This window comes from Kribbella sp. NBC_00359 (assembly GCF_036097425.1).
In the GTDB taxonomy this organism is placed as follows: Bacteria; Actinomycetota; Actinomycetes; order Propionibacteriales; family Kribbellaceae; genus Kribbella.
Genome location: NZ_CP107975.1, coordinates 123,246 through 146,804 on the forward strand (window position 1 = coordinate 123,246; position 23,559 = coordinate 146,804).

The 23,559-nt window shown below is 64.2% G+C and carries 19 protein-coding genes and 2 pseudogenes; 9 read left to right on the top strand and 12 right to left on the bottom strand.

Annotated elements, in window-relative coordinates; all coding sequences use genetic code 11:
• Positions 1-553: 553 nt before the first annotated feature.
• Positions 554-2,338 (top strand): S8 family serine peptidase, encoded by a 1,785-nt coding sequence (locus OG876_RS00515; RefSeq protein ID WP_328522743.1) that lies wholly within the window; start codon positions 554-556, stop codon positions 2,336-2,338.
• Positions 2,339-2,587: 249 nt separating this feature from the next.
• Here OG876_RS00515 and OG876_RS00520 read toward each other — a convergent pair whose 3' ends face one another.
• From OG876_RS00520 to OG876_RS00540, 5 genes are all read right to left on the bottom strand, one after another.
• Entirely contained in the window at positions 2,588-3,847 is a 1,260-nt protein-coding gene (locus OG876_RS00520; RefSeq protein ID WP_328522744.1) for an IS701 family transposase, read from the bottom strand.
• A gap of 476 nt (positions 3,848-4,323) precedes the next feature.
• Positions 4,324-5,133, bottom strand: coding sequence for an IS21-like element helper ATPase IstB (istB, locus tag OG876_RS00525; RefSeq protein WP_328522695.1), 810 nt, complete (start codon positions 5,131-5,133; stop codon positions 4,324-4,326).
• Positions 5,133-6,347, bottom strand: coding sequence for an IS21 family transposase (gene istA, locus OG876_RS00530; protein WP_328522696.1), 1,215 nt, complete (start codon positions 6,345-6,347; stop codon positions 5,133-5,135). The genes istB and istA overlap by 1 nt, the downstream gene beginning before the upstream one ends.
• A gap of 648 nt (positions 6,348-6,995) precedes the next feature.
• A complete protein-coding gene (locus OG876_RS00535; protein WP_328522745.1) occupies positions 6,996-7,367 on the bottom strand; it encodes an IS3 family transposase in 372 nt (123 codons plus the stop codon).
• Between the two features lie 2 nt (positions 7,368-7,369).
• Entirely contained in the window at positions 7,370-7,663 is a 294-nt protein-coding gene (locus OG876_RS00540) for a transposase (RefSeq protein WP_328522746.1), read from the bottom strand.
• A gap of 434 nt (positions 7,664-8,097) precedes the next feature.
• Here OG876_RS00540 and OG876_RS00545 point away from each other — a divergent pair, with 434 nt between their 5' ends.
• The 4 genes and pseudogenes from OG876_RS00545 to OG876_RS00560 all read left to right on the top strand — a co-directional run.
• Positions 8,098-8,505, top strand: coding sequence for a tyrosine-type recombinase/integrase (locus tag OG876_RS00545; RefSeq protein ID WP_328527036.1), 408 nt, complete (start codon positions 8,098-8,100; stop codon positions 8,503-8,505).
• Complete coding sequence (locus OG876_RS00550) at positions 8,432-8,758, top strand: helix-turn-helix domain-containing protein (protein WP_328522747.1); 327 nt, start codon at positions 8,432-8,434, stop codon at positions 8,756-8,758. Before OG876_RS00545 ends, OG876_RS00550 begins: the two co-directional genes overlap by 74 nt.
• Complete coding sequence (locus OG876_RS00555; RefSeq protein WP_328522748.1) at positions 8,755-9,141, top strand: hypothetical protein; 387 nt, start codon at positions 8,755-8,757, stop codon at positions 9,139-9,141. The genes OG876_RS00550 and OG876_RS00555 overlap by 4 nt, the downstream gene beginning before the upstream one ends.
• 45 nt (positions 9,142-9,186) lie before the next feature.
• Positions 9,187-9,774, top strand: a pseudogene (locus tag OG876_RS00560) (transposase); the annotation flags it as partial.
• Between the two features lie 31 nt (positions 9,775-9,805).
• On the opposite strand, the gene OG876_RS00565 reads toward OG876_RS00560, so the two are convergent.
• From OG876_RS00565 to OG876_RS00580, 4 genes are all read right to left on the bottom strand, one after another.
• Positions 9,806-12,064, bottom strand: coding sequence for a S8 family serine peptidase (locus OG876_RS00565; RefSeq protein ID WP_328522749.1), 2,259 nt, complete (start codon positions 12,062-12,064; stop codon positions 9,806-9,808).
• A 440-nt stretch (positions 12,065-12,504) separates the two neighbouring features.
• Positions 12,505-13,590, bottom strand: a complete 1,086-nt coding sequence (locus OG876_RS00570) for an IS630 family transposase (protein WP_442914071.1) — start codon at positions 13,588-13,590, stop codon at positions 12,505-12,507.
• Between the two features lie 1,073 nt (positions 13,591-14,663).
• A complete protein-coding gene (locus tag OG876_RS00575) occupies positions 14,664-15,035 on the bottom strand; it encodes a hypothetical protein (RefSeq protein WP_328522750.1) in 372 nt (123 codons plus the stop codon).
• Positions 15,036-15,362: 327 nt separating this feature from the next.
• Positions 15,363-15,707, bottom strand: coding sequence for a hypothetical protein (locus OG876_RS00580; RefSeq protein WP_328522751.1), 345 nt, complete (start codon positions 15,705-15,707; stop codon positions 15,363-15,365).
• Between the two features lie 261 nt (positions 15,708-15,968).
• Between OG876_RS00580 and OG876_RS00585 the strand changes: the two are divergent.
• Positions 15,969-16,417 (top strand): annotated as a pseudogene (locus OG876_RS00585) (transposase); the annotation flags it as partial.
• Positions 16,418-16,641: 224 nt separating this feature from the next.
• Here the strand turns inward: OG876_RS00585 and OG876_RS00590 are convergent.
• Entirely contained in the window at positions 16,642-17,055 is a 414-nt protein-coding gene (locus tag OG876_RS00590) for a VOC family protein (protein ID WP_328522752.1), read from the bottom strand.
• 381 nt (positions 17,056-17,436) lie between these two features.
• Complete coding sequence (locus OG876_RS00595; RefSeq protein ID WP_328522753.1) at positions 17,437-18,303, bottom strand: hypothetical protein; 867 nt, start codon at positions 18,301-18,303, stop codon at positions 17,437-17,439.
• A gap of 169 nt (positions 18,304-18,472) precedes the next feature.
• Here OG876_RS00595 and OG876_RS43845 point away from each other — a divergent pair, with 169 nt between their 5' ends.
• The 3 genes from OG876_RS43845 to OG876_RS00605 all read left to right on the top strand — a co-directional run bounded on the left by OG876_RS43845 (position 18,473) and on the right by OG876_RS00605 (position 22,579).
• Positions 18,473-18,742 carry an aromatic amino acid lyase gene (locus OG876_RS43845; RefSeq protein ID WP_442914213.1) on the top strand — a complete coding sequence of 90 codons (270 nt, stop codon included), beginning with the start codon at positions 18,473-18,475 and terminating at the stop codon, positions 18,740-18,742.
• Positions 18,743-19,233: 491 nt separating this feature from the next.
• Positions 19,234-20,319: an IS630 family transposase gene (locus OG876_RS00600; RefSeq protein ID WP_442914071.1), complete on the top strand. Its 1,086-nt coding sequence runs from the start codon at positions 19,234-19,236 to the stop codon at positions 20,317-20,319.
• Positions 20,320-20,407: 88 nt separating this feature from the next.
• Positions 20,408-22,579: a S8 family serine peptidase gene (locus OG876_RS00605; RefSeq protein WP_328522754.1), complete on the top strand. Its 2,172-nt coding sequence runs from the start codon at positions 20,408-20,410 to the stop codon at positions 22,577-22,579.
• Between the two features lie 136 nt (positions 22,580-22,715).
• Here OG876_RS00605 and OG876_RS00610 read toward each other — a convergent pair whose 3' ends face one another.
• Positions 22,716-22,928, bottom strand: coding sequence for a hypothetical protein (locus OG876_RS00610; RefSeq protein ID WP_328522755.1), 213 nt, complete (start codon positions 22,926-22,928; stop codon positions 22,716-22,718).
• Between the last annotated feature and the right edge of the window lie 631 nt (positions 22,929-23,559).

Here is a 23,559-nt window from a genome sequence, read left to right on the forward strand (position 1 = left end):
GCATCATCCTCAACCGAGGTGATCGCCTCTCACTCACTGGCGCGATCACCACATGCTCGGTCACCAACCGGACTGCCCCGACCTTCGTCGGTTCATCGTACTTCCTCGGCATGGATGCCACCCTCCCAGCAAAGGAACTGTGCATCGAACGCTGGGTAGTTAAACGTTAGCAGAAACCTGACGGTCGGTTATCCAGCCGGAATCGACATTAGCAACTCCACCACGTCGGCGCACAACGATACAGGTTCGTTTCTGAGCACAACTTACTCATGCCTGCACGGTCTGCGTGATGTTGACTCGCGCGTGGAACCCATCGGTCTCACCACAGGCCGGGAGCTCCCATCTAACACGAAGGAGTGTGATCCATTTGTTTAGGCAAGGTAGGCAGTGGCGTGCTGTGGCGCTCGCTGGATTAGCACTGAGTGCGCAAGTGCTCCCCGGGGCTGGCGCGGGCGCGCAAATCGTTCACGCCACCTCGGTTCGGCCGGATGCCGGACAGACACGGCCGGACGTGGACGGCGGATGGGGGCTTGACCGCTTGGATCAAAGGGAAATGCAATTGAATAACCGTTACAACTTTCTGGCATCCGCCGGACAGAATGTCGACGTCTATGTGATCGATTCCGGGATCCGAGAGAGTGCGAACGATCCGGAATTCGCTGGACGCGTATTACTCGGCGCCAACACAGTAAGTGGCGAGACGCCCAGCCATCCAGATTCGAGCGACTGCTCGACCGCCAATCACGGAACCCCTGTCGCCGGACTGATCGGGGGGGCAAATTTTGGCGTAGCCAAGAACGCAGATCTGATCTCGGTCCGTGCATTTGACTGCTTCAACCGCGGCGATGGCACCGACATTGCCGCTGCTATTCAATGGGCAATTGACCACGCGACCGCCAGCCACTCAATCGGACACGCGGTTATCAGTTTCAGCCTCAACCGTCTTTGCGCCGACGGATCAGGCGAGCCGACTACCTGTCCACCGGAGGAGTTGGCGCAGATCCTCGCCAAGGAACAGGCGGCAATGGCGGCCGGCATCCCGGTTGTCACCGGAGCGGGGGACCAAGGCTTCGATCCGTGCAGCAGCCCGAACTTCGCACCTGGCGCCATCGCCGTCGGCGCGACCGATATCCTCGGCCTGCCCACGCAAAATTCGAACTTCGGAGCTTGCGTCAGTGTTTGGGCACCTGGCGAAAACATCGGCTCCGCCTCGGTCGACCCATCGAAGACGACTTTCACCGGGACGTCGTTTGCGGCCGGATATGTAGCCGGCGCGGTGGCCGTAATGCTTGGCTCGGGACAATTCGAAGGCGTGCCGGCCGCGCAACTCACAGCAAAGGTCGCTGCCCAGATCAAGGCGAATGCTACCCTGACATCAAATCCGAAGGCGAGCCGGCTCCTCTATGTTCCCCCCACGCTCGAGGGTTCGTCAATCGCGGTGGCTAAGAGCAGCCCCCTTGGAAAACTAGTGGCGATCGGTGTTGGTCCCGACAGCAAGATGTTCGAGAACAATCAACTGAACAGCAACTCCACGGACTGGAGCGGCTGGTCTGCGCCTTCGAAGCACGCGGGATGGCACTCAGTTGGCGCCGACGCCTACACTGATGGCCGGACACAACAACTCGGCTTGAGCCTTGGAACCGGCGAGGTCTTTCAGCGTCGACAACTCACCGCCAACAGCCCCGGGCTGTCGGGATGGACTCAGCTCAGCGGTCACTTGCAGTCCATCGCAGCTGCCCGCGAGCAAGACGGCCTAATGCAACTGGTCGGTGTAGACAAGGATGGAGGTGCCTGGCACGCGACACAGACATCTCCGGGAGCAAATACCTTCACAGCGTGGCAGCTGTTCACAGTGCCTAACGGCACAGAGCTGCCGGCGTTCAACTCGATCGCAGCAGAAGCCGATAACCAGGGCATTGTCAATGTTTTCGCTGTTGACACACATGGACGCATCTGGACGTCTCGGCAGGCAACCGTCAACTCCGCGGCTTGGTTTCCCTTTGTCCCCTTCGCCACGACTGCGACAGGCGCCGAGTTGTTGGTCAGTGAGGTAGCGGTAGCCCGGGAAGGCAGCGGAAGACTCAACGTATACGGCATCACTTCCGCGCGCGTTTCAGTCACTTCACAGGCCACACCTGGATCGGCCTCCTGGAGCCCCTGGGCGCAGGCCGTTTTCTCCGCGACAACAATGCACATTGCCGCCGAGACCAACGAGAATGGAACGGTCGCCCTACTCGGGGTCGATAACGATGGCGCTGTATGGCATGCCAATCAACAACTCCTAGACGCCGGCTCGTACACGAACCCAGTTCCAATCGGAGGGGGATTGCGACCCTAATCCGGACATTCCAGCCCACCACCACATACAGCTTTTGGAAGCGGACGGGAGGTGTCTTCCTCACGATGAACGCTCGTTCTTGAGCATGGTTTCATCCAGGAAGGCACCTCTCACATCCACTGTCCCAGCAAGAGACCCGTGCACCCTCGCCCACTTTAGTAGATACCGCCCGGCACCGCGTGCAGCCGCCCACCCAACTGGCACCTGGCACCTCAATTGGGCTAGTACGACAGCCGGACTTCGTGACGTTCATGCTAGGAAGGCTTCTCGGCGCTGGTAGTGGCTGATTCGGGCGCGGTGTTGGTGTCGGCGTCTCCTGGTCGACCAGTGCAGCCGGTGTCGCAGGTCTCGTATCGGCTCGACGATGAGGGTGTTGAACAGGCGGTGGATCTCGTTGCAGGTCAACGCAATCAGGCCTCGTGGGGTTGGGGTTTCGGCTCGTTCGGTCGCGGTGAGGACGGCGAGGAGTGCGTAGGCGAGCATCGCGAGGATGGTCCAGCGGTGCCAGCTGGTCCAGCGGCGGACCTGGTGCTGATCGAGTCCGGTGAGGGTCTTGCTGGCTTGGAAGGATTCTTCGATCGTCCAGCGGCGGCCGGCGACGCAAACCAGTTCGCACAGCGGGACCGGTGCCCGTGACCAGCAGCGGTAGCAGGCGAGCTCGCCGGTGGCGTTGTTGCGGCGAACCAGCAGCCACCGCTGCCCTCGACCGCCACTGGGCACTGCCCCCGGTTCGGGTTCGATGCTGATCCAGGTCCAGTCGTAGAACCGTGGCCCCTTGGAGCCGTTACCGGCCGACAGCCGCTGCCATGCCTTGCTGAGCAGGCTCGCGGCGAGTGCGTCGGCGCGGATCTTGCCGACGCCGGTGCGGACCGGGTGGCTGCACGCGACCGCGAGCGCATACCCGACACCGCGGTCCTCCAAGGTCTTACGCAGTTTCGGGTCGGCACCGTAGACCTCGTCACCGGCGACCCAGCGCGCAGTCACGCCGGCGTCCAGGGCGCGGGTGATCATCTCGGTGGCCAACGCTGGCTTGGTCGCGAACTTCACCGTCGCCGGGACACCGGCCTGCTCGCGCCGGTCGGTGTCGTCGGCCCAGACCCGCGGCAGATACAGCTCCCGGTCGATCAACGCGTGCCCGTCGGCGCTGGCATAGGTCAGATAGACCGCGACCTGGGCGTTCTCGATCCGCCCGGCGGTCCCGGTGTATTGGCGCTGCACCCCAACGGCATGGGCGCCCTTCTTGAGGTCGCCGGTCTCGACCACCACCAGCATGGTATCAACCGTGCCGAGCCGCTCCACGACATACCGGCGCAGGTCGTCACGCACTCCATCGGTATCCCATTTCGCCTTCCGCAGCAGGTGCTGCAGGCCATCAGGCGAGTCGTGTCCAGCGTGCTCAGCCAGCGTCCAGCAGTTCTTCACCGCCAAGCCCGACATCAACCCCGCAACCGCGTCCCGCGCCAGCCGCCGTGACTCCAATCGGGCGAACCGAGATGCGATCCGCGCCATCAACGCATCGAACTCCACCCGCCAACGACCAGGGTCTATGCTTTGGCCCGCGGCCACCCCGAGATCTTCTTGAGTCCACACAACCCGAGATCATCAAACGGTGGCCGCCTCGCGTCCGGGACCGCCACACAGAGATCACGAACTCCGGCTGTCGTACTAGGCGCATCTCCAGGGAGAGGCAAGTGAGACTGACGATGTCGTGCGCATCTGCGATGGGCTACTGTTCGCCCCGTCCCCCGTGCAGAGCCCAGACCGATGCATGGGGCTCACGGCATCACTCAGGATATATGCGGTCGGAACGGAGGTCCTGAGCGCGCTGCCAGTAGGGGCTGCTGACGAGACGCAAGTTTGATCGGGAGTTCGGGCTGCATGGTCCGGCTTGTCCGGGAGCCCGGCTGGCCAGACCATATCGGATGTCGACGGCGCTCTAAAGCTGGTCGGTTTCGGCGGTTGAAAAGTGAGCGGTTGTTGGCAGTCTAGGACTGCGTTTGGTCGGTGGTGGTGCGGATGCTGGGGAGGCTGTCGATGCCGCGTCCGCGGAGTCGGTAGCTGGCGCCTTTGAGGGTGAGGACGTCGGCGTGGTGGACGATGCGGTCGATCATGGCTGCGGCGACGGCTTGGTCGCCGAAGACGCCGCCCCAGCCGGAGAAGGGCAGGTTGCTGGTGAGGATGAGTGAGGCGTGTTCGTAGCGGGAGGAGACGAGTTGGAAGAACAGGTTCGCGGCGTCTTGCTCGAACGGGAGGTAGCCGACCTCGTCGACGATGATCAGCCCGTAGCGGCGCAGCCTGGCGAGCTCGTTCGGGAGCTTGCCGGCGCGGTGGGCGTCGGTGAGCCGGGTGACCCAGTCGGTCGCGGTGGCGAACAGGACTCGGTGTCCGTGTCTGGCGGCCGCGACTCCCAGGGCGGTGGCCAGGTGGGTTTTGCCGGTGCCGGGCGGGCCGAGGAGTACGACGTTGCGGGCCTCGGTGAGGAACCCGCCTGATGCGAGTGCTGCGATCTGTTGGCGTGCTGCTGGTTGGGCGTCGAAGTCGAAGTCCTCGAGGGTCTTGACGGCATCGAACCCGGCCGCGCGGATTCGTAGTCGGGCGCCGGATGAGTTGCGGGCGCTGACTTCGCGTTCGAGAACGGCTGCGAGGTAGTCCTCATGGGTCCAGCCGGCATCACGGGCCTGGTCGGCCAGCCGGGCGGCGGCCTCGGTGATCCGGGGTGCTTTCAGCGCGGCGGCCAGATAGGTGATCTGCTTGACCGCTTCGGTCGGCTTCGCGGTGGGTTTCGTGGCAGCCATCAGCTGATTCCTTCCTCGGCGGTGAGCCCGAATGCGCGGTCGTAGTCGCTGAGATCCCGGGCCAGATCATCACCAGCGACGACGGCGCGGGGTTGCTGGAACTGTTTGCGCAGCCAGGCGGCTGTCTGAACGTGCGTCGGGTCGGTGATGGTGGTTCGTCTGGCCCAGACGCGGGGGTGTTCGGCGACGGTGCGGCCTTCTGCGCGGACCCGGACGCGTTCGAGGTCTGCGGCGACGTCGACCATCCGGCCGATCACGGTCGGGTCGACGGAGTAGTCGTTGGTGTCGAGGCGGACGTAGTAGTCGCGTCCCAGCCGGATCTTGTTGCGCCAGCCCAGATGCAACGGGATCGGCGGCAACGCCAGCATCGCGGCCCGATCTGCGTCGACCAGGTCCGTCGGTGCGGCCTTGATGGTGCGGACCACTCGTGCGTTGGCCCGCGTCAGCCAGTCGGTGAATTGGGCGTTGAAGTCTGCCGGCGACGTGAACGCCCGGCCGGGCATGAACGAGGTCTCGAACCAGCCGTTGCGGCGCTCCACAATGCCCTTGGATTCGGGGTCTCTGGGCGGAAGCAGGACCAGTTTGGTGGCCAGCGTGCCCATGAACGCCCCAACGCCTTCGGCGCGACGCTGTCCGCGGCCGATGCCGGGTTCGTTGTCCCAGATCAGCCGGCGCGGGACACGCCCCAGCTGCTGGATCAGTTCCCACGACCCCAGCAGCAGGTCCTCGGTCTTGCGCGTCGGGATCATCCGCGCCGCCATGAACCTCGAGTACGCAGCTGTGATCACCAGCACCGGCAGCAACTTCGCGCTGCCGTCTTCCAACGAGATCTTCCGTGGCGGAAACCACAAATCACACTGGGCCGCATCACCAGGTGCCCATACGATCCGGTCAGCCGGATCGATGGGCCGGTGCGTCGGCCGCAGCCGTGCCACGTTCTCGCGGAACCACCGGATCGATCCGGTCCACCCGACCCGCTCGGCCAGCACCGTGGCCGGCATGTCAGGCGTCTGCTCCAGCAACTCACGCACCCGCGGCTCGAACGCCGTGAACGACGTTGGTGCCGGCTTGCGCTCATACCGGGGCGGCGCGTCCGAGTTGACCGCCTTGATCACCGTCGTCCGCGAGATCCCCAAACGCTCCGCGATCCGCGCCTTCGGCACCCCCTCTGCCGCCAACCTCCTGATCAGCGCCCAGTCCTCCAAAGTGATCACTCTCCCATCGTCGAGTGCTCACTTTTCACCGCCGAAAGTGTTCAGTTTTCGAGCGCCGCCGACATCGGACCGGGACCCCAGCGAAACACCGCGGCCTGGCCCGAGGTGTGACCGCACAAACCTGCCGGAGAATCGGCCGCTGCTGCTCTCGGATCCGTCTCGCACTAGGGCCGGGAGTTGCACGTCAGCGGCAATCCCCTGAAACCGTAGAGACTTGAGTTTTGTTGTTTCGGTTGTTGGCTGGCCTCCCGCTGGCTGCTGGGGGCCTCGCCCGGGGCGGGGGTCAGGGCTGGCCGGAGGCCACCCGGAGGGTTTGGCCTTGACGCCGGCGAGGACGAGGTCAGACTCGGTGCGCGGGAGACGGGTCGTTCATGCTGCCTGGTTGTCTTGCGGCTCGTGGTCGTGCATGATCACCCCGGCGACCGCGGGTTTGCCGCCGCGGACGGCGACCGCCATCACCAACGCGCCCTCGCCAGGTCGGCGTCGTGATGTTCCCCGACCGCGAACCCGACGATGCGCCGAGACCCCATGTCCAGCACCGAGTCCAAGAAGAGCTTGCCCTCGTCGGTGCCGATCTCGGTGCCGTCGCCGTACCACTTACGGTTCAGCCGGTCGGTGGCGAAGTCACGCGGAATCCGACCGGCATGCTCAGCGCGGCCGTCGACGGATCAGGTCCGGTGCCCGCCACTTCCCCCGGCCCGGGCGGGTGGTCTGCTTGCGGCGACGTTTCCGTCGAGCCTGCAGACCGAGCTCGGCCATGAGTTTGGCGACGGTGTTCCTGCTCACCTGCCAGCCCTCATCGCGCAGGTCCGCGGTGATCCGCGGCGACCCATAGGTTCCGTGATGCTTCGCGAACCACCGTCGGATCGCGATCTTCAGTTGCTCGCGTCGCGCGTACCGCGCCGAGGCGTCGCCATGTCGCCACTTGTAGAACCACGCCTGGCTGACCCCCAGGGCCCGGCAACTGGTCGCGTGCGGCACCCGGTCGGCGTCCCTCTGGGCGGCGATGAACCCGGCCACGGCTACCGGCCCATCGCATCCTTGACCCAGAGGGCCACCGAGCGCTTGAGCAGATCGCGCTCCATCGCCAGCTCGGCGTTCACCCTGCGTAACCTGGCCAGCTCGGCCCGCTCGTCCTCACTCAACTGCCCGTCGCCACCGTGCGCCCGCCGGTCCCTGGCCACCCAGTTCGCCAACGTGCCCGCGTTCACGCCCAGCTCCCGGGCCACCTGCGCGATCGGTTTCCCGGTCTCCCGAACGATCCGGACCGCGCCCTGCCTGAACTCCAGATCAAACTTCCGTCTCGCCTCAGCCATCACCCTCACCTCAAAGGGGATGTCTCCACACTACGAGGGGAAGCCCAGCGGCGGAGACGGGTTGATGACTGGATTGTGCCAGCCGAGCCGATCTCGGTGAAGGCAGGCCAGGTGTTGGTGGCAGGGCCCGTCTCGATGCTTTCGAGGACTCTTCCGGATGCGTCGACGGCGATGAGGTCGATCTCGTCTGCGTTGTTGACGGAGGCGCTGATCGATCTAATGAGGGTGTCGTTGGGGATTGAGGCGAAGGCGCTGTACGAAGCAGAGCCGGCTGATGTCTGCGCAGCATGGTTGAGGAAGCCGTCGCCGAAGATCGCGAACGTGTCGACGCGCCCGTCATGGTGACGTCCGGCGGCGACCATCGTGGCCCCGGGGTCGCTGGTGACCGTGCTCGGCGCTGTCCAGGTCGTGCCACCGGCCGCCGTCTGCCTGATATGCCAGACCGTCCCGGTAAGCACCCGGCGCTGTGGGTGACGGAGAGGCGCGGCAGGATCTCCCTTCGTCGGCTGGACGAGGCCTTCGAGGCTGCTCGAGCCGCCGCCGGTCTGCCGGTGGAGCTGGATCTGCACTGTCTGCGGGATTCCTATGTGACGCACTTGATCGAGTTCGACTACCCCGAGCGGTTCGTCCAGGAGCAGGTAGGTCACCAGTACGCCTCGACGACGGCGATCTACTCGGGAGTGTCCGATGAGTACCGCAACCGGCTCGTCCAGCGGGCGCTGCGGGCTCGGCACAGCGAATTGTGGGATCCAGAAGGAGAGGTTGTGCGTGATCCGGAAGATGGGGATCGTCTGGAAGCTGCGCCACGTGATGGCTGCACGCGATTTGTTCCAGACCAGTGATCTGGTTCCGCTGCTGGCCGAGCGCGGTGTCTATCTGTCCCGCGAACAGGTGTTCCGGCTGGTGACCCAGCCTCCGCAGCGGCTGTCGATGGACACCTTGGCCGCCTTGTGTGACGTGTTCGATTGTTCCCCGAACGATCTGATCGAGGTCGATGTGGTCAACGCGGAGGTCCGCAAGACCGGCCGCGGCGACGCGACCGGCCAGGCGCCGCCAGTCCGGCGGACCACGATCCGCCGACCGGACCTGACATGACTTACACCCGGATCGACCTCGCGGCCCTGACCGGCAGTGTGGTCACCCGGATCATGGCTAGCTGCGCTGAGGTGAGCGCGGAGCTCACAGGCGATGCACTGGCAAGGGCAGGCTGCTCGAAGTTACCGTCGCTGCGGGCTATCGATCATCACCCGGCCGAGCATCCTTCAGCACTTGTTGCTGCCTCACCGCATGTCCCGCTGGCGCTGGTTCGGCTGGCGTATGCGTTGAACGACCTGGGCGCCGCCGGGGTCGTGCTTCCACCGTGTGAGGAGTGCGGTGCACAAAAGAGAGATCTTCCGTTTTCAGTTGAGTCCAGCAGAGTGGTGTACGACGAGTTCCTGGTGACGCGTGGCGGAGACGTGAACGCGGTCATCGGGTGATCCTTCGAGTGATCTCTCACAACCGACTCGAAGAAGGAAACCGCGATGACCGCTGGCTCCAGTATCGACCCTGCCGAGTTCCTGCACGAACATCTCGAGCAGGCCAGCCCGGACCTGCTGCGCGAGTTGATGGAAGGCTTCATCAACACGCTGCTGTCCGCCGATGCCGACAGCGTGTGTGGTGCCGCGTTCGGGACACGTGACCCGGACCGAGTGAACTCCCGCAACGGGTATCGCCACCGCGAGCTCGACACCCGGGTCGGGACGCTGGATGTCGCGGTGCCGAAGCTGCGGGAGGGCAGCTACTTCCCGGACTGGTTGCTGGAGCGGCGCCGCCGCGCCGAGGCAGCACTGACCAGTGTGGTGGCGACGTGTTACCTGCTCGGGGTGTCGACCAGGCGGATGGACCGGCTGGTGCAGTCACTGGGCATCACCGGCCTGTCCAGGTCGCAGGTCAGCGTGATGGCTCGGGACTTGGACGAACTGGTCCGTGACTTCCGCGAACGACCCTTGGCCGAGGGTCCGTACACGTTCCTGGCGGCTGATGCGTTGACGATGAAGGTCCGCGAGGGCGGTCGGGTGATCAAGATCGCGGTGATGGTCGCGACCGGTGTCAACGCCGACGGGTCGCGGGGATGGCGCTGCTGTCCGGCGCGGAACGATCTTACGGGCGCAGCGAGAGGCCGCTGATCATGGACCATCCCGTGAAGGTGTTCGTGCCGGGGATTTGGGTGCTCTGCCAGGTGTCTCCGGCATAATCGACGCTGGCCACCACGATCTGGTTATGGACGTCGGTTGCTGCTGACAAATGGAAAGCAACTTTGAAAGAGAGATCGCTCCAAGAACCGAAATTGCCATCCGAGCCCGGAACGGTCTCGACCCTGTGCCGCACAAAACCGTCCGCTGAAGTTCCGAACAGATCGAGCTTACCTTCACCGTTCCGGACAACTGAGATCTCGTTCATCAACCGGTGCTCGGGATCCGCGAGCGGTGTAATGCCTTGCCAGGTGTCGGCGTTTGCGGCGGTCTGTCGGGTGTACCAGATCACGCCGTGGGTGTCGGCGATGAAGATGTTGATCCGTCCTAGGGAGTCGGGTGCTGCAGTGACGGTTTGTGCATCACCGAGGAAACTGATCGTTCCCGAGGGGCCCCAGCTGGTGTCGTCTCCGGCGATACGCTGGCTGCGGTAGCGGAGTCCGCCGTGCTTGTCGGCTCCGATCAGCATCAATCGGCGATCGGCATTCGGGGCCACAGTAGACGACGTCAGTGATCCGTCGAGTTGTGATTGCCCCAGCCAGGTCTGGAAGTTCGCGGCCGCCTGCTGGCGGTGGAAGACTTCGTCTTCGGCAGTCAGGCCGACCAGGACCATCTTGCTGGTCCCGCTCCCGTCCGTACCGGCGGCCACAGACGCGTAGCCTTGACCGTGGGACGGAGTCCATTGCGTGGGCCAGGTAAGGCTCGGGGTGTCCGTTTGGGTGCCGGTGAACATGTGCCCACCGAGGTCGGTGCTGGTGGTGGTTGAGCTGTCGGCGTTGGTTCCGAAGATCGACAGCTTCCCGTTGGCGTTGCGTGCCAGCGCCACGGTGGTCCCGGTCCGGGGGGAGGTGGGCCGGACGAACAGCAGTTTGTTCGGCGACAACTCGTCGGGAAGGCCCTGGATGATGCCGCGGGTTGACTGTGCATCGAGTTCGGCGGCGATCTCGGCGGGTGTCGCGGTCGCGAACTTCGGCGTTCCCAGGAGCAGCGCGACCGCACCGGTGACATGTGGCGCGGCCGCCGATGTGCCACTCGCGGTGCGGGGGTCGGGATCGACCTCGTTCGGGTCGTTCGGGTCAGGGTGCCTGATGCCGCCGATGGAGACGATGTTGCTGCCGGGGGCGAAGATGTCCACGCAGCCGCCCCAGTTGGAGCCCACGCCAGGGAGGTCATTCCAGATTCGGTCGGAAGCGTCGGTGGCGCCGACGTTGATGGTGCCGCCAGCAGATCCGACGGGGTTGAAACAGGCGTTGGCGTCTTCGTTTCCCGCACTGGTCACCACGGTGATGCCCGCAGCAATGGCAGCCTTCTCCGCGTCGATGATGCCCTGCGAATCGCCACCGGGACAGGGGGCAGGGACTCCGCCATCCGTGCAGATCGATCCGATGCTCAGATTGATCACGGCCGGCTTCTTCGCGTGCGCGATGACCCAGTTGAAGCCGGCGATGATCGGGTCTTCGCTATCCGTGCTACCTGAGCAGTCGAAGATCTTGACCGCGACGAGTGAGACCTTCTTGGCGACGCCGTACTGGGTTCCTCCGACGATGCCGGCATTGTAGGTGCCGTGGCCTGTGCAGTCGTCGGTGTTGGTGCTGCCGTCGATCGCGTTGAAGCCCACTTCGTCGGCCCGGCCGTTGATGTCGGGGTGGTTCTTTCGGATGCCGGAGTCGATGATGTAGGCGTGAACGCCGGCGCCGGCTGACCCGATATAGTTATAGCTATCGTCTGTGCCTGTGCGCTGATCGAGGCGGTTCACGCCCCAGGAGGGCGGAGAGAACTGCGTGGTCTGTGCTTGGTAGGTGTGTTCTTGTTGGACGTATTCGACGTCGGGTTCGGCGGCGAGCTTTTGTGCTTCCTCGGGGTTCATCATCGCTGAGAAGCCGTGGACGGCGCCTTCCAGGACGCGGGCGAGTTTTCCGGAGTGTCCGCTGGCGAGGGAGTTGGAGCGTGCGGCGAGTCCGTGGTTGCGGACAGAGGTGTTGTCCTTGAGTTTGACGAAGTATTTTCCGGGGATGGCAGCACCGGAGTTATTCCCGAGAACAACCGGATGCGGGGACGGGGCGGGCGATGCCGATGCCGGGATCAGCGTCGCGAGCACGACCGCGGTTACTGACAGCGCTACGGTCGCGGCAGCAGCGGAGAATCTTGAGGCCAAAAATCCAGGCACCGTTGGTCCCTTCGGTCAGCGAGCACTCGAGCGTCCAGCTCCACCCGGGACATCCCAGGCCACGTGTAGCGGCGACAGATGCACCGACGAGCATGCTCGCCGATGGGGCAACTGCACGTCGTGAGTAGGGAATACTCACATCGCCGCGTGCGGTTCCGATCGCGCAGAATGCGTCCGCCCCCCTTCGACTGCCGCCGCCACCGATCAGCGCCGGCGTCTAACCGCCCTTGAAGCCACCCACCGATCTGACCGGCGATGAGACCTACTGCCCGGTGACCAGGATTGCCCATGCATCCATATTCCCCCTTTCGTCGGAGCGTTTCTGTCGACGTGTCTAACCCAAGATGTGCGCTCGGAGTACCGCCCGGGCGTTTGGGATCAAGTCGGCGCTCGCAGGCTGGTCCTCAATATCGCGGAAGTAGTACCCGATAGCCAAGTTCCTAGTGGTCCGTGTTTGAAGTGGTCTGACGGTTGGCTTTCCTGAGGATTTGGTCGGCGGTCTTGGTCCAGACGAAGGGGTGGCAGCGGTCGTTCCAGCCGTCGATGAAGGCCCGGATCTTGGTGTTGAGGTCGCGTACGGAGTTGAAGGTGCCGCGGCGGATGGCCTGGCGTTCGATGATGCCGAACCAGACCTCGACCAGGTTGAGCCACGATCCGGACGTCGGGGTGAAGTGCGCCTGGATACGCGGGTTGGCTGCCAGCCAGGCACGGATCTCGGGGCGCTTGTGGGCGGCGTAGTTGTCCATCACCAGGTGGAGTTCGGTGCCGTCCCCGTGGTCGGGGTAGGCCTTGGCGACCTGCTTGAGGAAGGCCAGGAACTCCTGGTGGCGGTGCCGGGGCTTGACCGCTGCGGTCACCGTGCCGGTGGCGATCTCCAGGGCCGCAAAGAGCGTGGTGGTGCCGTGCCGGACGTAGTCATGGGTGCGCCGCTCGGCCAGCCCGGGTTGCATCGGCAGCGTCGGCTGGGTCCGGTCCAACGCCTGGACCTGCGACTTCTCGTCCACACACAAAACGATCGCGTTCTCCGGCGGCGCCAGATACAACCCGACCACATCGGTGACCTTGGCGACCAGTTCGGGATCGGTAGAGAACTTGAACGTCTCCACCCGCCACGGCTGCACCCCGTAATCGCGCCAGGCCTTGGCCACCGTGCCATTACTCACTCCCAGACGAGCGGCCATCAGCCGGCTCGACCAGTGCGTCACCCCCAGCCGCTTCGGTGGCGGCTTCAGCGTCTCCGCCACGATCTTGCGATGGTCGACCACCCGCGGCCGCCCCGAACGCGGCGCATCATCCAACCCGCCCAGCCCCCGCTCGGCGTACCGCTCCCGCCAGCCGATCACCGTCGGCCGCGAAACCCCCACCCGCTCCGCGATCGCCGTATTCGCCTCACCGTCGGCCGCCAGCAGCACGATCCGCGCCCGCTGCGCCAGACCCGCCCGGCCCGACGACGACCGAGCCATCCGCAACAACCGCTCCCGATCACCCTCACGAAGAACCAGCGCAGCAGCAGGTCGATTCGCCATACCCCATCCTGACGCACACCAACCGTAAATCAACTAACTACACGCGACACTAGGAGGTCGCAAGGAAGCGGATTGAAGCCGCGCTGAACGCCTGACAGTCCAACCCCCGACCGGCTCGCCTCATCCTCACGAGGCAAGCCGGTCGCTGCTTTAGGGGCAAATCGGTACCCTGTGCCCGCACACCTCCGCTGACGTGAGCCGGGTCAGAGGACACATGTCGCCTGCAAACCATCTGGCCTTGAAAGCCCTACCGTCCCATCGGAGTTAGCCTCCGCAGTAAGCCTGCGGACCGGACCGTCGAACGGCAACGCACTCCACGGAGTCCACGCAACGGCATTCGCGGCCGTCTGGGACCGGTAGAACGCCTCGCCGTCCGAGTTGGAGTCGAGCATCACCAGACGATTGTTGCCATTAACTTCAGACTGATAGCAGTGATTCCCAAGCTGCTCGGGTTGTCCAGCTGCGATCAGCCCGTCCACGCGTTCGTGTTGACCAATGCCTGCTGACGGTGCCATAACTCGTTGTTCGCAGTCGCACCAACCAACTCAATTTGCCATTGGCGTTACGCTGAGCGGCCACCGACGCCCAACCCGTTGTAACGAACGTAGTAGACGGACACCAAGAGCCTGTGGACGCCGCGGCCGCACGGCCATTTGACGACCGGCGATAGTCGTGCTGGTCTGGAAACGCCCCACGATCCGAGAACTGGGACTCACGCCAATCGAATCCAGCAGACCATTCGCCGCAGGCGCCGGCCGCACAACCGAACCTACGGTGAAGCTTCCGGGTGGCATCGTGCAGCTTGTTCGGAGAGTCTGGAACCAAGTCTTGAAGTACGCCCTTCGACCGACCTTGTTGACGATCTGGTCTGCGACCTGCCCGGATTAGCATTCGCAAACTTAGGATCTGACAAAGCAAAGCGGCTGCACCTGCAGCGAATCCAGCAGAGACGCCGGGAGGACGAGCGTAACGCTGCAGGCAACGTCAAAAGCAGCCGTGTCGAGGTTCACCTGCTCACCAGGTACCCAGACATCCACACAGTGCCCCGAAATTGCTTTTAGCAGACAATGCGTCTAATTGTCGATCGGCACGCCGTCGGGGGTCGCATGGAATAGGTAAATTTGTATCGACATCAACACAAACACCAGTGATGCCGAGAACGGGCCACCGCGGGCCTGAACCGCGGTTCCACCCACCCACCCGGATGTGCTCGAGGACGTGCCGATACCATTACGTCCGAGGCTCCGAAAACTAACTAAGTCGACTTGGTTGGCCACGCCATTGCCTTTTCTGCCGATAGCACCAGAGAGCGATCCCGAGCCATAGCGGTCATCTACATCGGCGTGATTGTCATCCACGAAGTTCGGGCCATAGAACGCACGCGGACTGATGTCCTGGTGCGTCTTTGGGATCCCGGTACTGACCATCAACTCGAACCGACTCACGGGCGTATGGCGCACCTATCGTCATCAACACAGCCGCGGCAGCCGTCACCTCACCTGACAGATCGGGCCGCCCACGCCACCAGCACATCCCCATCTCTGCCGACGCGATGCCTGCTGGATAGTGGGGTGCCCATTCCTGATCTCCTTCGTCCGCCGATCATCGCTCGGTTGGCGATGGACTACATCGGCCTCTGCTGGCGGTCGGTGGTCGCTTGCGTCCCTGTTCCGATCGCCCACAGGACAGACACCCTCAACGAGCCGCCTGCACGAAACTTGGCAGGTGCGCTGAGGGATGTCGCTGGCTCTGTTCTGGGGCCAGCGGAAAGCTCAGTCGTCGCGCTGATTGAGCGCCTTCCTGTATCGCCCGGAGGCCGGCAGAAGCGCCATCACGACGGCGAACAGGCACACAACAGCAGAGACGGTGCCGGCGACCTTGGTCACGCTCCCTGCCACATCCATCACGATGAGGGTGTTGATGCCAGCCGTCCAGAAAAGCGCCAACACGACAATGAGGCGGGGAACCAACGATCCGTTTCGCGCGAACACGGCGAAGGTCAGCGTCAAAGCCGCAGCGACGAGCGCTACGACACCGCGCAGGAGCAGGGTATGAGCTGCCTGGTCGATCGCATCCTGGATCGCTTGCGTACCCAGCAGGTCCGGGCCGCCTGCCACATCTCGGGCTGTCTTGTCCGCGAGGTCGCGTGACTGGGCAATTAGTGTGGCTGCTCCAGTTATCGTCAGAACCCCGGCAACAGTTGCGACTAGGCCGGTAAGCCTGAGCGGCAAAGGACGAGCGAGAGCCGGAGCGGTGGGTGTAGCGGCATTCCGTTCCGGCACTTGATGTGCAGTCATTCTTACTATGTCGTCCTTCCGTTACTGATGCACAATGGCTTCTCAGGTAGTGGTGTTCCATCCCGTTCCATTCGGCCCGCGGTGGCCGGCACCCGGCTCATCACTGCCGACGCCCACGTCAGCCCGTGCAAGGCGATCGCTGCCAACCTGCCTGCCGCCAGCCGGCGACGCAGCGGCACCCACTACGCCGCGAACCGATGAGCACCTGTCCCAACAGTATGTGGCCGGCGGCGACAAGCGATGCTGCACTTGGTCTACGACCAAACCGACGCCGCGGCGCACGCCAAGCGACCGTCTTGTGGACTACGCCGCCGCTGCAGGCGAGGACGTCCTCGCCTTCACCCCCTTCCCCGAGGACGTATGGAGCCAGATCCCGTCCAACAAACCCGCCGCACCGACCACGCGTAGGCGGCGGGCTGGCCGAGAAGACCGACCAATGGGGCGAAGGACGCCGCTACCTCGGCCTCGAGATCTTGGCCCGCTGCCGCCTGACAACCATCACAAACACCAACCCCGAGATCGGAACTGACGATCTGCCGCGCTCGCCGCATACCCCATCAGGAGCACGCAGCAGTACAAGGGACTTGACCGCGAGTGGGTCAAGGACGGCCTGCCACTGGGTCCGATCGGTGACTCCGGCTCCGGCAAGGCCCATCTACTCATCGCGCTCGGGACCGATTACCACCGGCTCGCCCGCCAGTCGACCTGACCGTCCCGCGCAAGCGTCCCGAACGGATGATTCGGACGTTCGTAGCTATCCGCCGACGGATCCGCCAGGTGCGCCGCTCAAAGGATCACGCAGATACTCCGCGAACTCCACAACGTTCCCATCCGGGTCGGTCGTGGCGATGTCCCTGATGAACGCGCTAGCCTCGACCACCTCCCCGGTGAACGCCACGCCTCGCTCCGTCAGCGCCGCGATCGTTCGGTTCAGGTCCGTCGTACGGAAGATCAGGTGGGTGCCGCACCGAAGCTCGTCCCCATCCTCCCGCGGCATATACCCGCCGAATATCGAGATCCGTACCGGCCCCGCCCGCACCGCCAACAGGTCCAGCTCCGGTATGTCATACAGCACTACCAACTCGAGCTTGTCTACGTAGAACTCGCGCGCCCGCGCCACGGACGTAACGTGTACTTCGATGTGCGGCACTTCCAGATCCATCATCATGCCTCTCTGATCAAAACCAACATGTCCCCGACTGGCCAGTTCGCGGGACTATCGCACCAACGGTGAATGGCTACACGCCGACCGTGTCCGGCGAGAGGACCACGAGGGATCGAGGAACTTACCGCTCGCACCAAGCCCTCGACCGAGGTCAGAATTTACGGAGACTTGCTTCCAGGAACTAAGCTCCAGCGACATCCACGAGAAACGACGTCACTTCTCCCGGTCAAAGCCAGCGCCGAGCCTGGTGCGCGTGACCCGCATGCCGCGGCCGTTCTTGACCGGTCGGTCAGCGCCGACGTGGGCGCGAGCGGCCAGTGCAACGCTGCCGCGTTCTTGGCGCGAAGGTCCGATCTCGTACGACGAACGCAGCTATGCGATGTCTCAGGCAGGCAGATACACGCAGCGCATCCCAGTGTAGATACTCTCTCTCAGATGCTGTCCCACGATCTGATCGACCCGCTCGATTCGAGTTATGGACCGCCGGATCGCCTTGCCGACCGCAATCCGGGCCCGTTCGTGGTTGTCCGTGAAGTTTCGCGCTCGTCCGCTCAGCCCTGATGCCGCTGCCAGTTCACCTACGAGCCAGTCGAACTCAGCCTGAAGATCGGCGGCGCGTTGCTGGTCGCCCAAAGCGCTGAGCCGATCGGTCTCCGCTCGTAGTTCAGTCAGGCGCCGGCGGTAGTTGGCGATTGCTTCGTGGTCGAGCAGCATTTGTGACCCCGCGGTACGTCGTGCCGATGACGCGCCGAGAGCGTTAGCACCGCCAGCCAGCTCTATCGCGGGGATCTCCCGCATCGGATTCGCGATCAGCACAGCAAGATGCAGCATGCCAACGACATGGCCGACGACCAACGAATTTCCTGAATAAGAAACCTTCCAACCGCGTCCGCGACGAACGCATTCAGCCATCGCACACCGACGCTCGGACAGCATCTCAGACTGCTGAAAGCCGTTGACCAGGTAATGCATTTCCTCTGTTGGAAATTGGTGTCGCACGCCTGACGCTTGTGTCGAGTCCAAGCGTGCGTCGATGGCCATCACTCGTTCTTGCACCAGCGGCCCCATGTCGCTACTTGGGGGCGCCTGCCCGCTGTCTGGCAGCGTGCCAGAATCCAATGCCGTCGTTGCTAAGGCAGGGGCCGGGCGCATCATCGGCCGGGGGTGGACCGGTGCGGAGACCGAGACGGTCTCCGCATCGACCTCTGTCCCGTGCGCGGCGGCGAGCGCGCTCGTAGCGGTGGGATGCATGATGATCACTTCCGTTGCAGGTACGCTGACGGGCCCGGCACTTCGGCTCGACCACCCGAGCCCCGTGTCCCAACTCCCACCCTCTCTCCCGCCCATCCCGCCAGCCTGAGCATCCGCTACTCAAAACGGGCATCGCAGGCGTAGTTCCGGCACTCAGCCTCCAACGGCCATTGCAGGAACAAGACACTTCAGCCGTCATGCGAGCGGTGATCTCGTACCCCTGCGTTGCGTGGCGGGATTGCTGGTCGCGATGGAAACTCGGTGCATCTTGGGGTATGCTTCGCCCGCGCCGGCGGAGGCTGGCCTTCACCCGATCGAGTTTCAGGCCAAGGAAGCGCTCGCCTTGGTTGATGATACGTCCCTGATGTCAAGGTTCGCCGAACTCCCCTCGACGATGCAACTGAGATCGCGTTCATCGCGGAACTGTGCATCGCGATGACCAGCCAGATACTGGCCGCAACCAGAACCACTTCATTTCCTTCCTGTTCGATGCCAAGTCGCACCCGGGATTGATCATCGGCGCTGACGACATCAGAAGCTGGACTCCCGACGTGCCTCCAGGGCCAAAGTAGCGGCGGATAGTTGGGGTCAGCACCGACGACGGCGTAGGCCCCATCCATCAAACCCGCGAACGCTCCGGGCCCGCGTTCCAGGCCGGTCCAAGTGGTGGACCCCCGCGACGTGATGGCAGCGGCCCGCTGCCATGGACCTGCGGGTAGTCGTTTCTGAGCAGGAACTGCTCATGTCGACGCGAAGGGGAACGGTGTTCGCTGGGCGCCGGACCGCCCTGTCCTGGGCGGAGCAACAAGGAGCTGTAGCGATGCAGGGGAGCGTGATTGATTTGCATGGGCGAAGCAAGAGATCGTCAATTCTGGTCCTAGTGTCGCGTGTAGTTAGTTGATTTACGGTTGGTGTGCGTCAGGATGGGGTATGGCGAATCGACCTGCTGCTGCGCTGGTTCTTCGTGAGGGTGATCGGGAGCGGTTGTTGCGGATGGCTCGGTCGTCGTCGGGCCGGGCGGGTCTGGCGCAGCGGGCGCGGATCGTGCTGCTGGCGGCCGACGGTGAGGCGAATACGGCGATCGCGGAGCGGGTGGGGGTTTCGCGGCCGACGGTGATCGGCTGGCGGGAGCGGTACGCCGAGCGGGGGCTGGGCGGGTTGGATGATGCGCCGCGTTCGGGGCGGCCGCGGGTGGTCGACCATCGCAAGATCGTGGCGGAGACGCTGAAGCCGCCACCGAAGCGGCTGGGGGTGACGCACTGGTCGAGCCGGCTGATGGCCGCTCGTCTGGGAGTGAGTAATGGCACGGTGGCCAAGGCCTGGCGCGATTACGGGGTGCAGCCGTGGCGGGTGGAGACGTTCAAGTTCTCTACCGATCCCGAACTGGTCGCCAAGGTCACCGATGTGGTCGGGTTGTATCTGGCGCCGCCGGAGAACGCGATCGTTTTGTGTGTGGACGAGAAGTCGCAGGTCCAGGCGTTGGACCGGACCCAGCCGACGCTGCCGATGCAACCCGGGCTGGCCGAGCGGCGCACCCATGACTACGTCCGGCACGGCACCACCACGCTCTTTGCGGCCCTGGAGATCGCCACCGGCACGGTGACCGCAGCGGTCAAGCCCCGGCACCGCCACCAGGAGTTCCTGGCCTTCCTCAAGCAGGTCGCCAAGGCCTACCCCGACCACGGGGACGGCACCGAACTCCACCTGGTGATGGACAACTACGCCGCCCACAAGCGCCCCGAGATCCGTGCCTGGCTGGCAGCCAACCCGCGTATCCAGGCGCACTTCACCCCGACGTCCGGATCGTGGCTCAACCTGGTCGAGGTCTGGTTCGGCATCATCGAACGCCAGGCCATCCGCCGCGGCACCTTCAACTCCGTACGCGACCTCAACACCAAGATCCGGGCCTTCATCGACGGCTGGAACGACCGCTGCCACCCCTTCGTCTGGACCAAGACCGCCGACCAAATCCTCAGGAAAGCCAACCGTCAGACCACTTCAAACACGGACCACTAGTAGGCCACGACGATTGTCCCGGCTCGCGGCATTGGTGGTCGCTGTTTCGTCCCTGGTAGCCACGGCGGGTTGGGCCGCTGGTGCCAAGATGATGCCGGAGCCAGCGAGGTCTGCACCGAGGATTCTCGGTGCGGATTCCGGCGCCACCGCCGGGCAGTACATCGTCGGTCTGAAGGACGACGCTTGGGTCACGGCGCATGGTGTTCCGACGAGCGCGAAACAACTGGCGCACGCGTATCAGGGGCACGTCAAGAACGTCTGGCAGGCCGCACTGCACGGGTTCTCCGTGAGTATGAATGCCGACCAGGCGCTGAAACTTGCGGCCGACCCGAATGTCGCCTGGGTCCAGCAAGAGCACCGGTATCACACCAACAGCACACAGGTGAAACCCTCAGTGGTGGGTGCGGATGTCTGGGGGATCGATCGGCTGGACCAGCGGCAGCAGCCGCTGAATGATCGCTTCCGCTACCAGGGCACCGCAGGAGCCGGCGTGCGAATATACGTCGTCGATTCCGGGATCCACGCAATCGATCCAGTGACCGGAGCGGCCAACCCTGATTTCGGCACACGTGTGACACTCGGACCGAACTTCGTTACCTCCGAGTCACCGGCGCACCCCAATTCGGACGACTGTCTCGGGCACGGCACAGCCGTGGCGGGGCTCGCGGCCAGCGCCAGGTACGGCGTCGCGAAGGCCGCACAGCTCGTGGCTCTGCGAGCATTCGACTGTAAGGGGAATGCGGATACTGACGATCCCATCATCAATGCCATCAACTATGTGATCACGAACGGCATCAAGCCTGCCGTCATCAACCTGAGCCTGGGACCTGAATGCGTGGACCCGGACGGCCCTGGACAGCCTACTGCTTGCGCTTCAGGCTCCTTTCCGGCCATCGTCGCCGCGGTGGAGAGCGCGATTCAGCACGGCATTCCCGTGGTGACCGCCGCCGGAGAGGCACTGAGGCCGAACACGCATCCGATTGACGACTGCGGCGATCCTCTGGCAGCCGCTGCCGGCACGATCAGCGTCGGCGCGACCAACGCCACCAATGACGGCTACGCCGCATATTCGGACTTCGGTCAATGTGTCAGTATCTGGGCACCAGGAACCAACCTCCAATCGGACAGCTGGGCGTCCTTTACCGCGACCGTTACCTCCTCGGGTACGTCGTTCGCCGCGCCGTATGTGGCGGGGGCGGTGGCGATGTTGCTTGGCACGGGCCAATTTTCCACCGTGCCGGATGTCCAGCTCGCGGCAGCAGTCAAGGCACAAATCATCAGCAATGCTACTGAAGGCCAGATCACCGGCCTGCCCAGTTCGTCGCGAAACGCTCTGCTCTACGTCCCGCCTACGCTTGAGGGTTCCTCCGTAGCCCTGGCCAAGACCAGCACTGGCGCGCTGCAGGCGTTCGGGACCGTTTCCGCGCCGGGTAACATGTTCTTCAGCAACCAGACAGCGCCGAACGCGCATACCTGGAATGCCTGGACACAGTCAGCCAACAGAGAGTGGCTCTCAACCGCCGCCGACGCCAATGCCGATACCCGTGTGCAACTGATGGGCCTGACCAACACCGGCAGCATTTTCCAGCGCCAGCAAGCGAAGGTCGACATGCCGGGGTTCGTCGGCTGGTCCCAGGTGAACGGTCTCCTACAGTCCGTCGCCATCGCCCGCAACCAGAACGGCGTCATCGAAGGACTGGGTGTCAACAAGGATGGCACGGCGTTCTTCAATGCCCAGAGCTCGGCCGGCGCCTCCACGTGGGGATCATCATGGACGCCCTTCACATTCACGGGCGCCCCAGTTCCCGAGTTCACGTCCATCGCCGCCGAAACCGACAACGACAACGTGATCGAGTCCTTCGCCGTCGACACGCACGGACGGGTCTGGAAGAGCGAGCAGACCAGCCCCAACGCCGGTACCTGGACCGAATTCACCCAACTCACCGACCCCTCCAACCAGCTGGTCAGCGAAGTGGCCGTGGCCCGCGACGGCACAGGCAAACTCGACCTGATAGCCACCGACGCCTCCAACGCCATGTACCAACGGTCCCAGACCGACCCCGGCGCCGCCACATGGACCCCATGGACCCTTATCCGCAACGGCTCGGCGATCATGCACCTGGCCGCCGAGACCAACGCCAACGGCACCGTCGCGCTCCTCACCGTCGACGACACCGGATCCATCGTCCAAATGGACCAGACCAGCCCCGGCTCCACCATCTACGACAACTTCACAATCAACGGCACACTGCGGTCCTGAACTGAAGAAGAACCATCCCCTGCTGCCGGGTGCCCGTGGCACCCGGCAGCGGAACCTCGATGATGACTGACACAGCCACACAGGTGCGGCAGTGGGCCTGGCCCGGGACCGGCTCACCGCCTGGGTGACCGGTGACTCACCGGGCGCCCGCCAGCGGCCCGTCGGAACGCGTACCAGCCGCGATCTCGGCCGGAAGACCATGCACGCCGTACAGCGGCGACGCCTGAGCGATCCGTCGCCAGACATCGGGCAGTAGGTTGATCGGCGCCGCCGTAGCACCGAACAGGAAGATCAACCGCCCCATCGAAGCCCACGACCGCATGCGCGTGATCGGTTCGAACGCGGTCATCGACGACGGGAATGTCCACAAGGAGACCAGTACAGCGGGCCAGCACGACGCTGGGCTGGCTCAGCAACGAAGAAACGTCAGCCACGCCGCTGTCAACGCAACCGCCGCCCGGATCGCCCTTGCGATCTCACCGAGGTCTGGGGCAGCGTTACAGAGCGATCGGGTCTTGGCCGTCAGGTCGCGGACGGATCGGGAAGGTGCCGCGGTGGATGGCTTGGCGTTCGACGATGGAGAACTACACCTCGGCTCATCCAGGAAGCGCGGGTGGGGTGAAGTGCATGTTGACGCTGGGTTGTCGGCCAGCTCTGCCTTGATCGTGGGGTGTTTGCCGGCGGCGTAGCTGTCCACCACCAGGTGCAGCGACCGCTCGGCTGCGCAGCTGTGGTCGTCGGTCCACGTCGAGACCCACCACGAGTCCTCGGCAAACTCCCAGACCCGCTTGCGCCACACGCACCACCCATCGGTCCCCCGAAGCACGAAGCGTCATGCAAGCCAACGGCCGGACGACCGCGACAACCCCGCACGTGCCCAGCCCGCCAGCCCTGGCCAGCCTCAACATCCAGCACGAGCGTGCCCCATGTCACGAGTAATAACCGCGACGACACACGCACCTTCAACACCGAAGAACTCA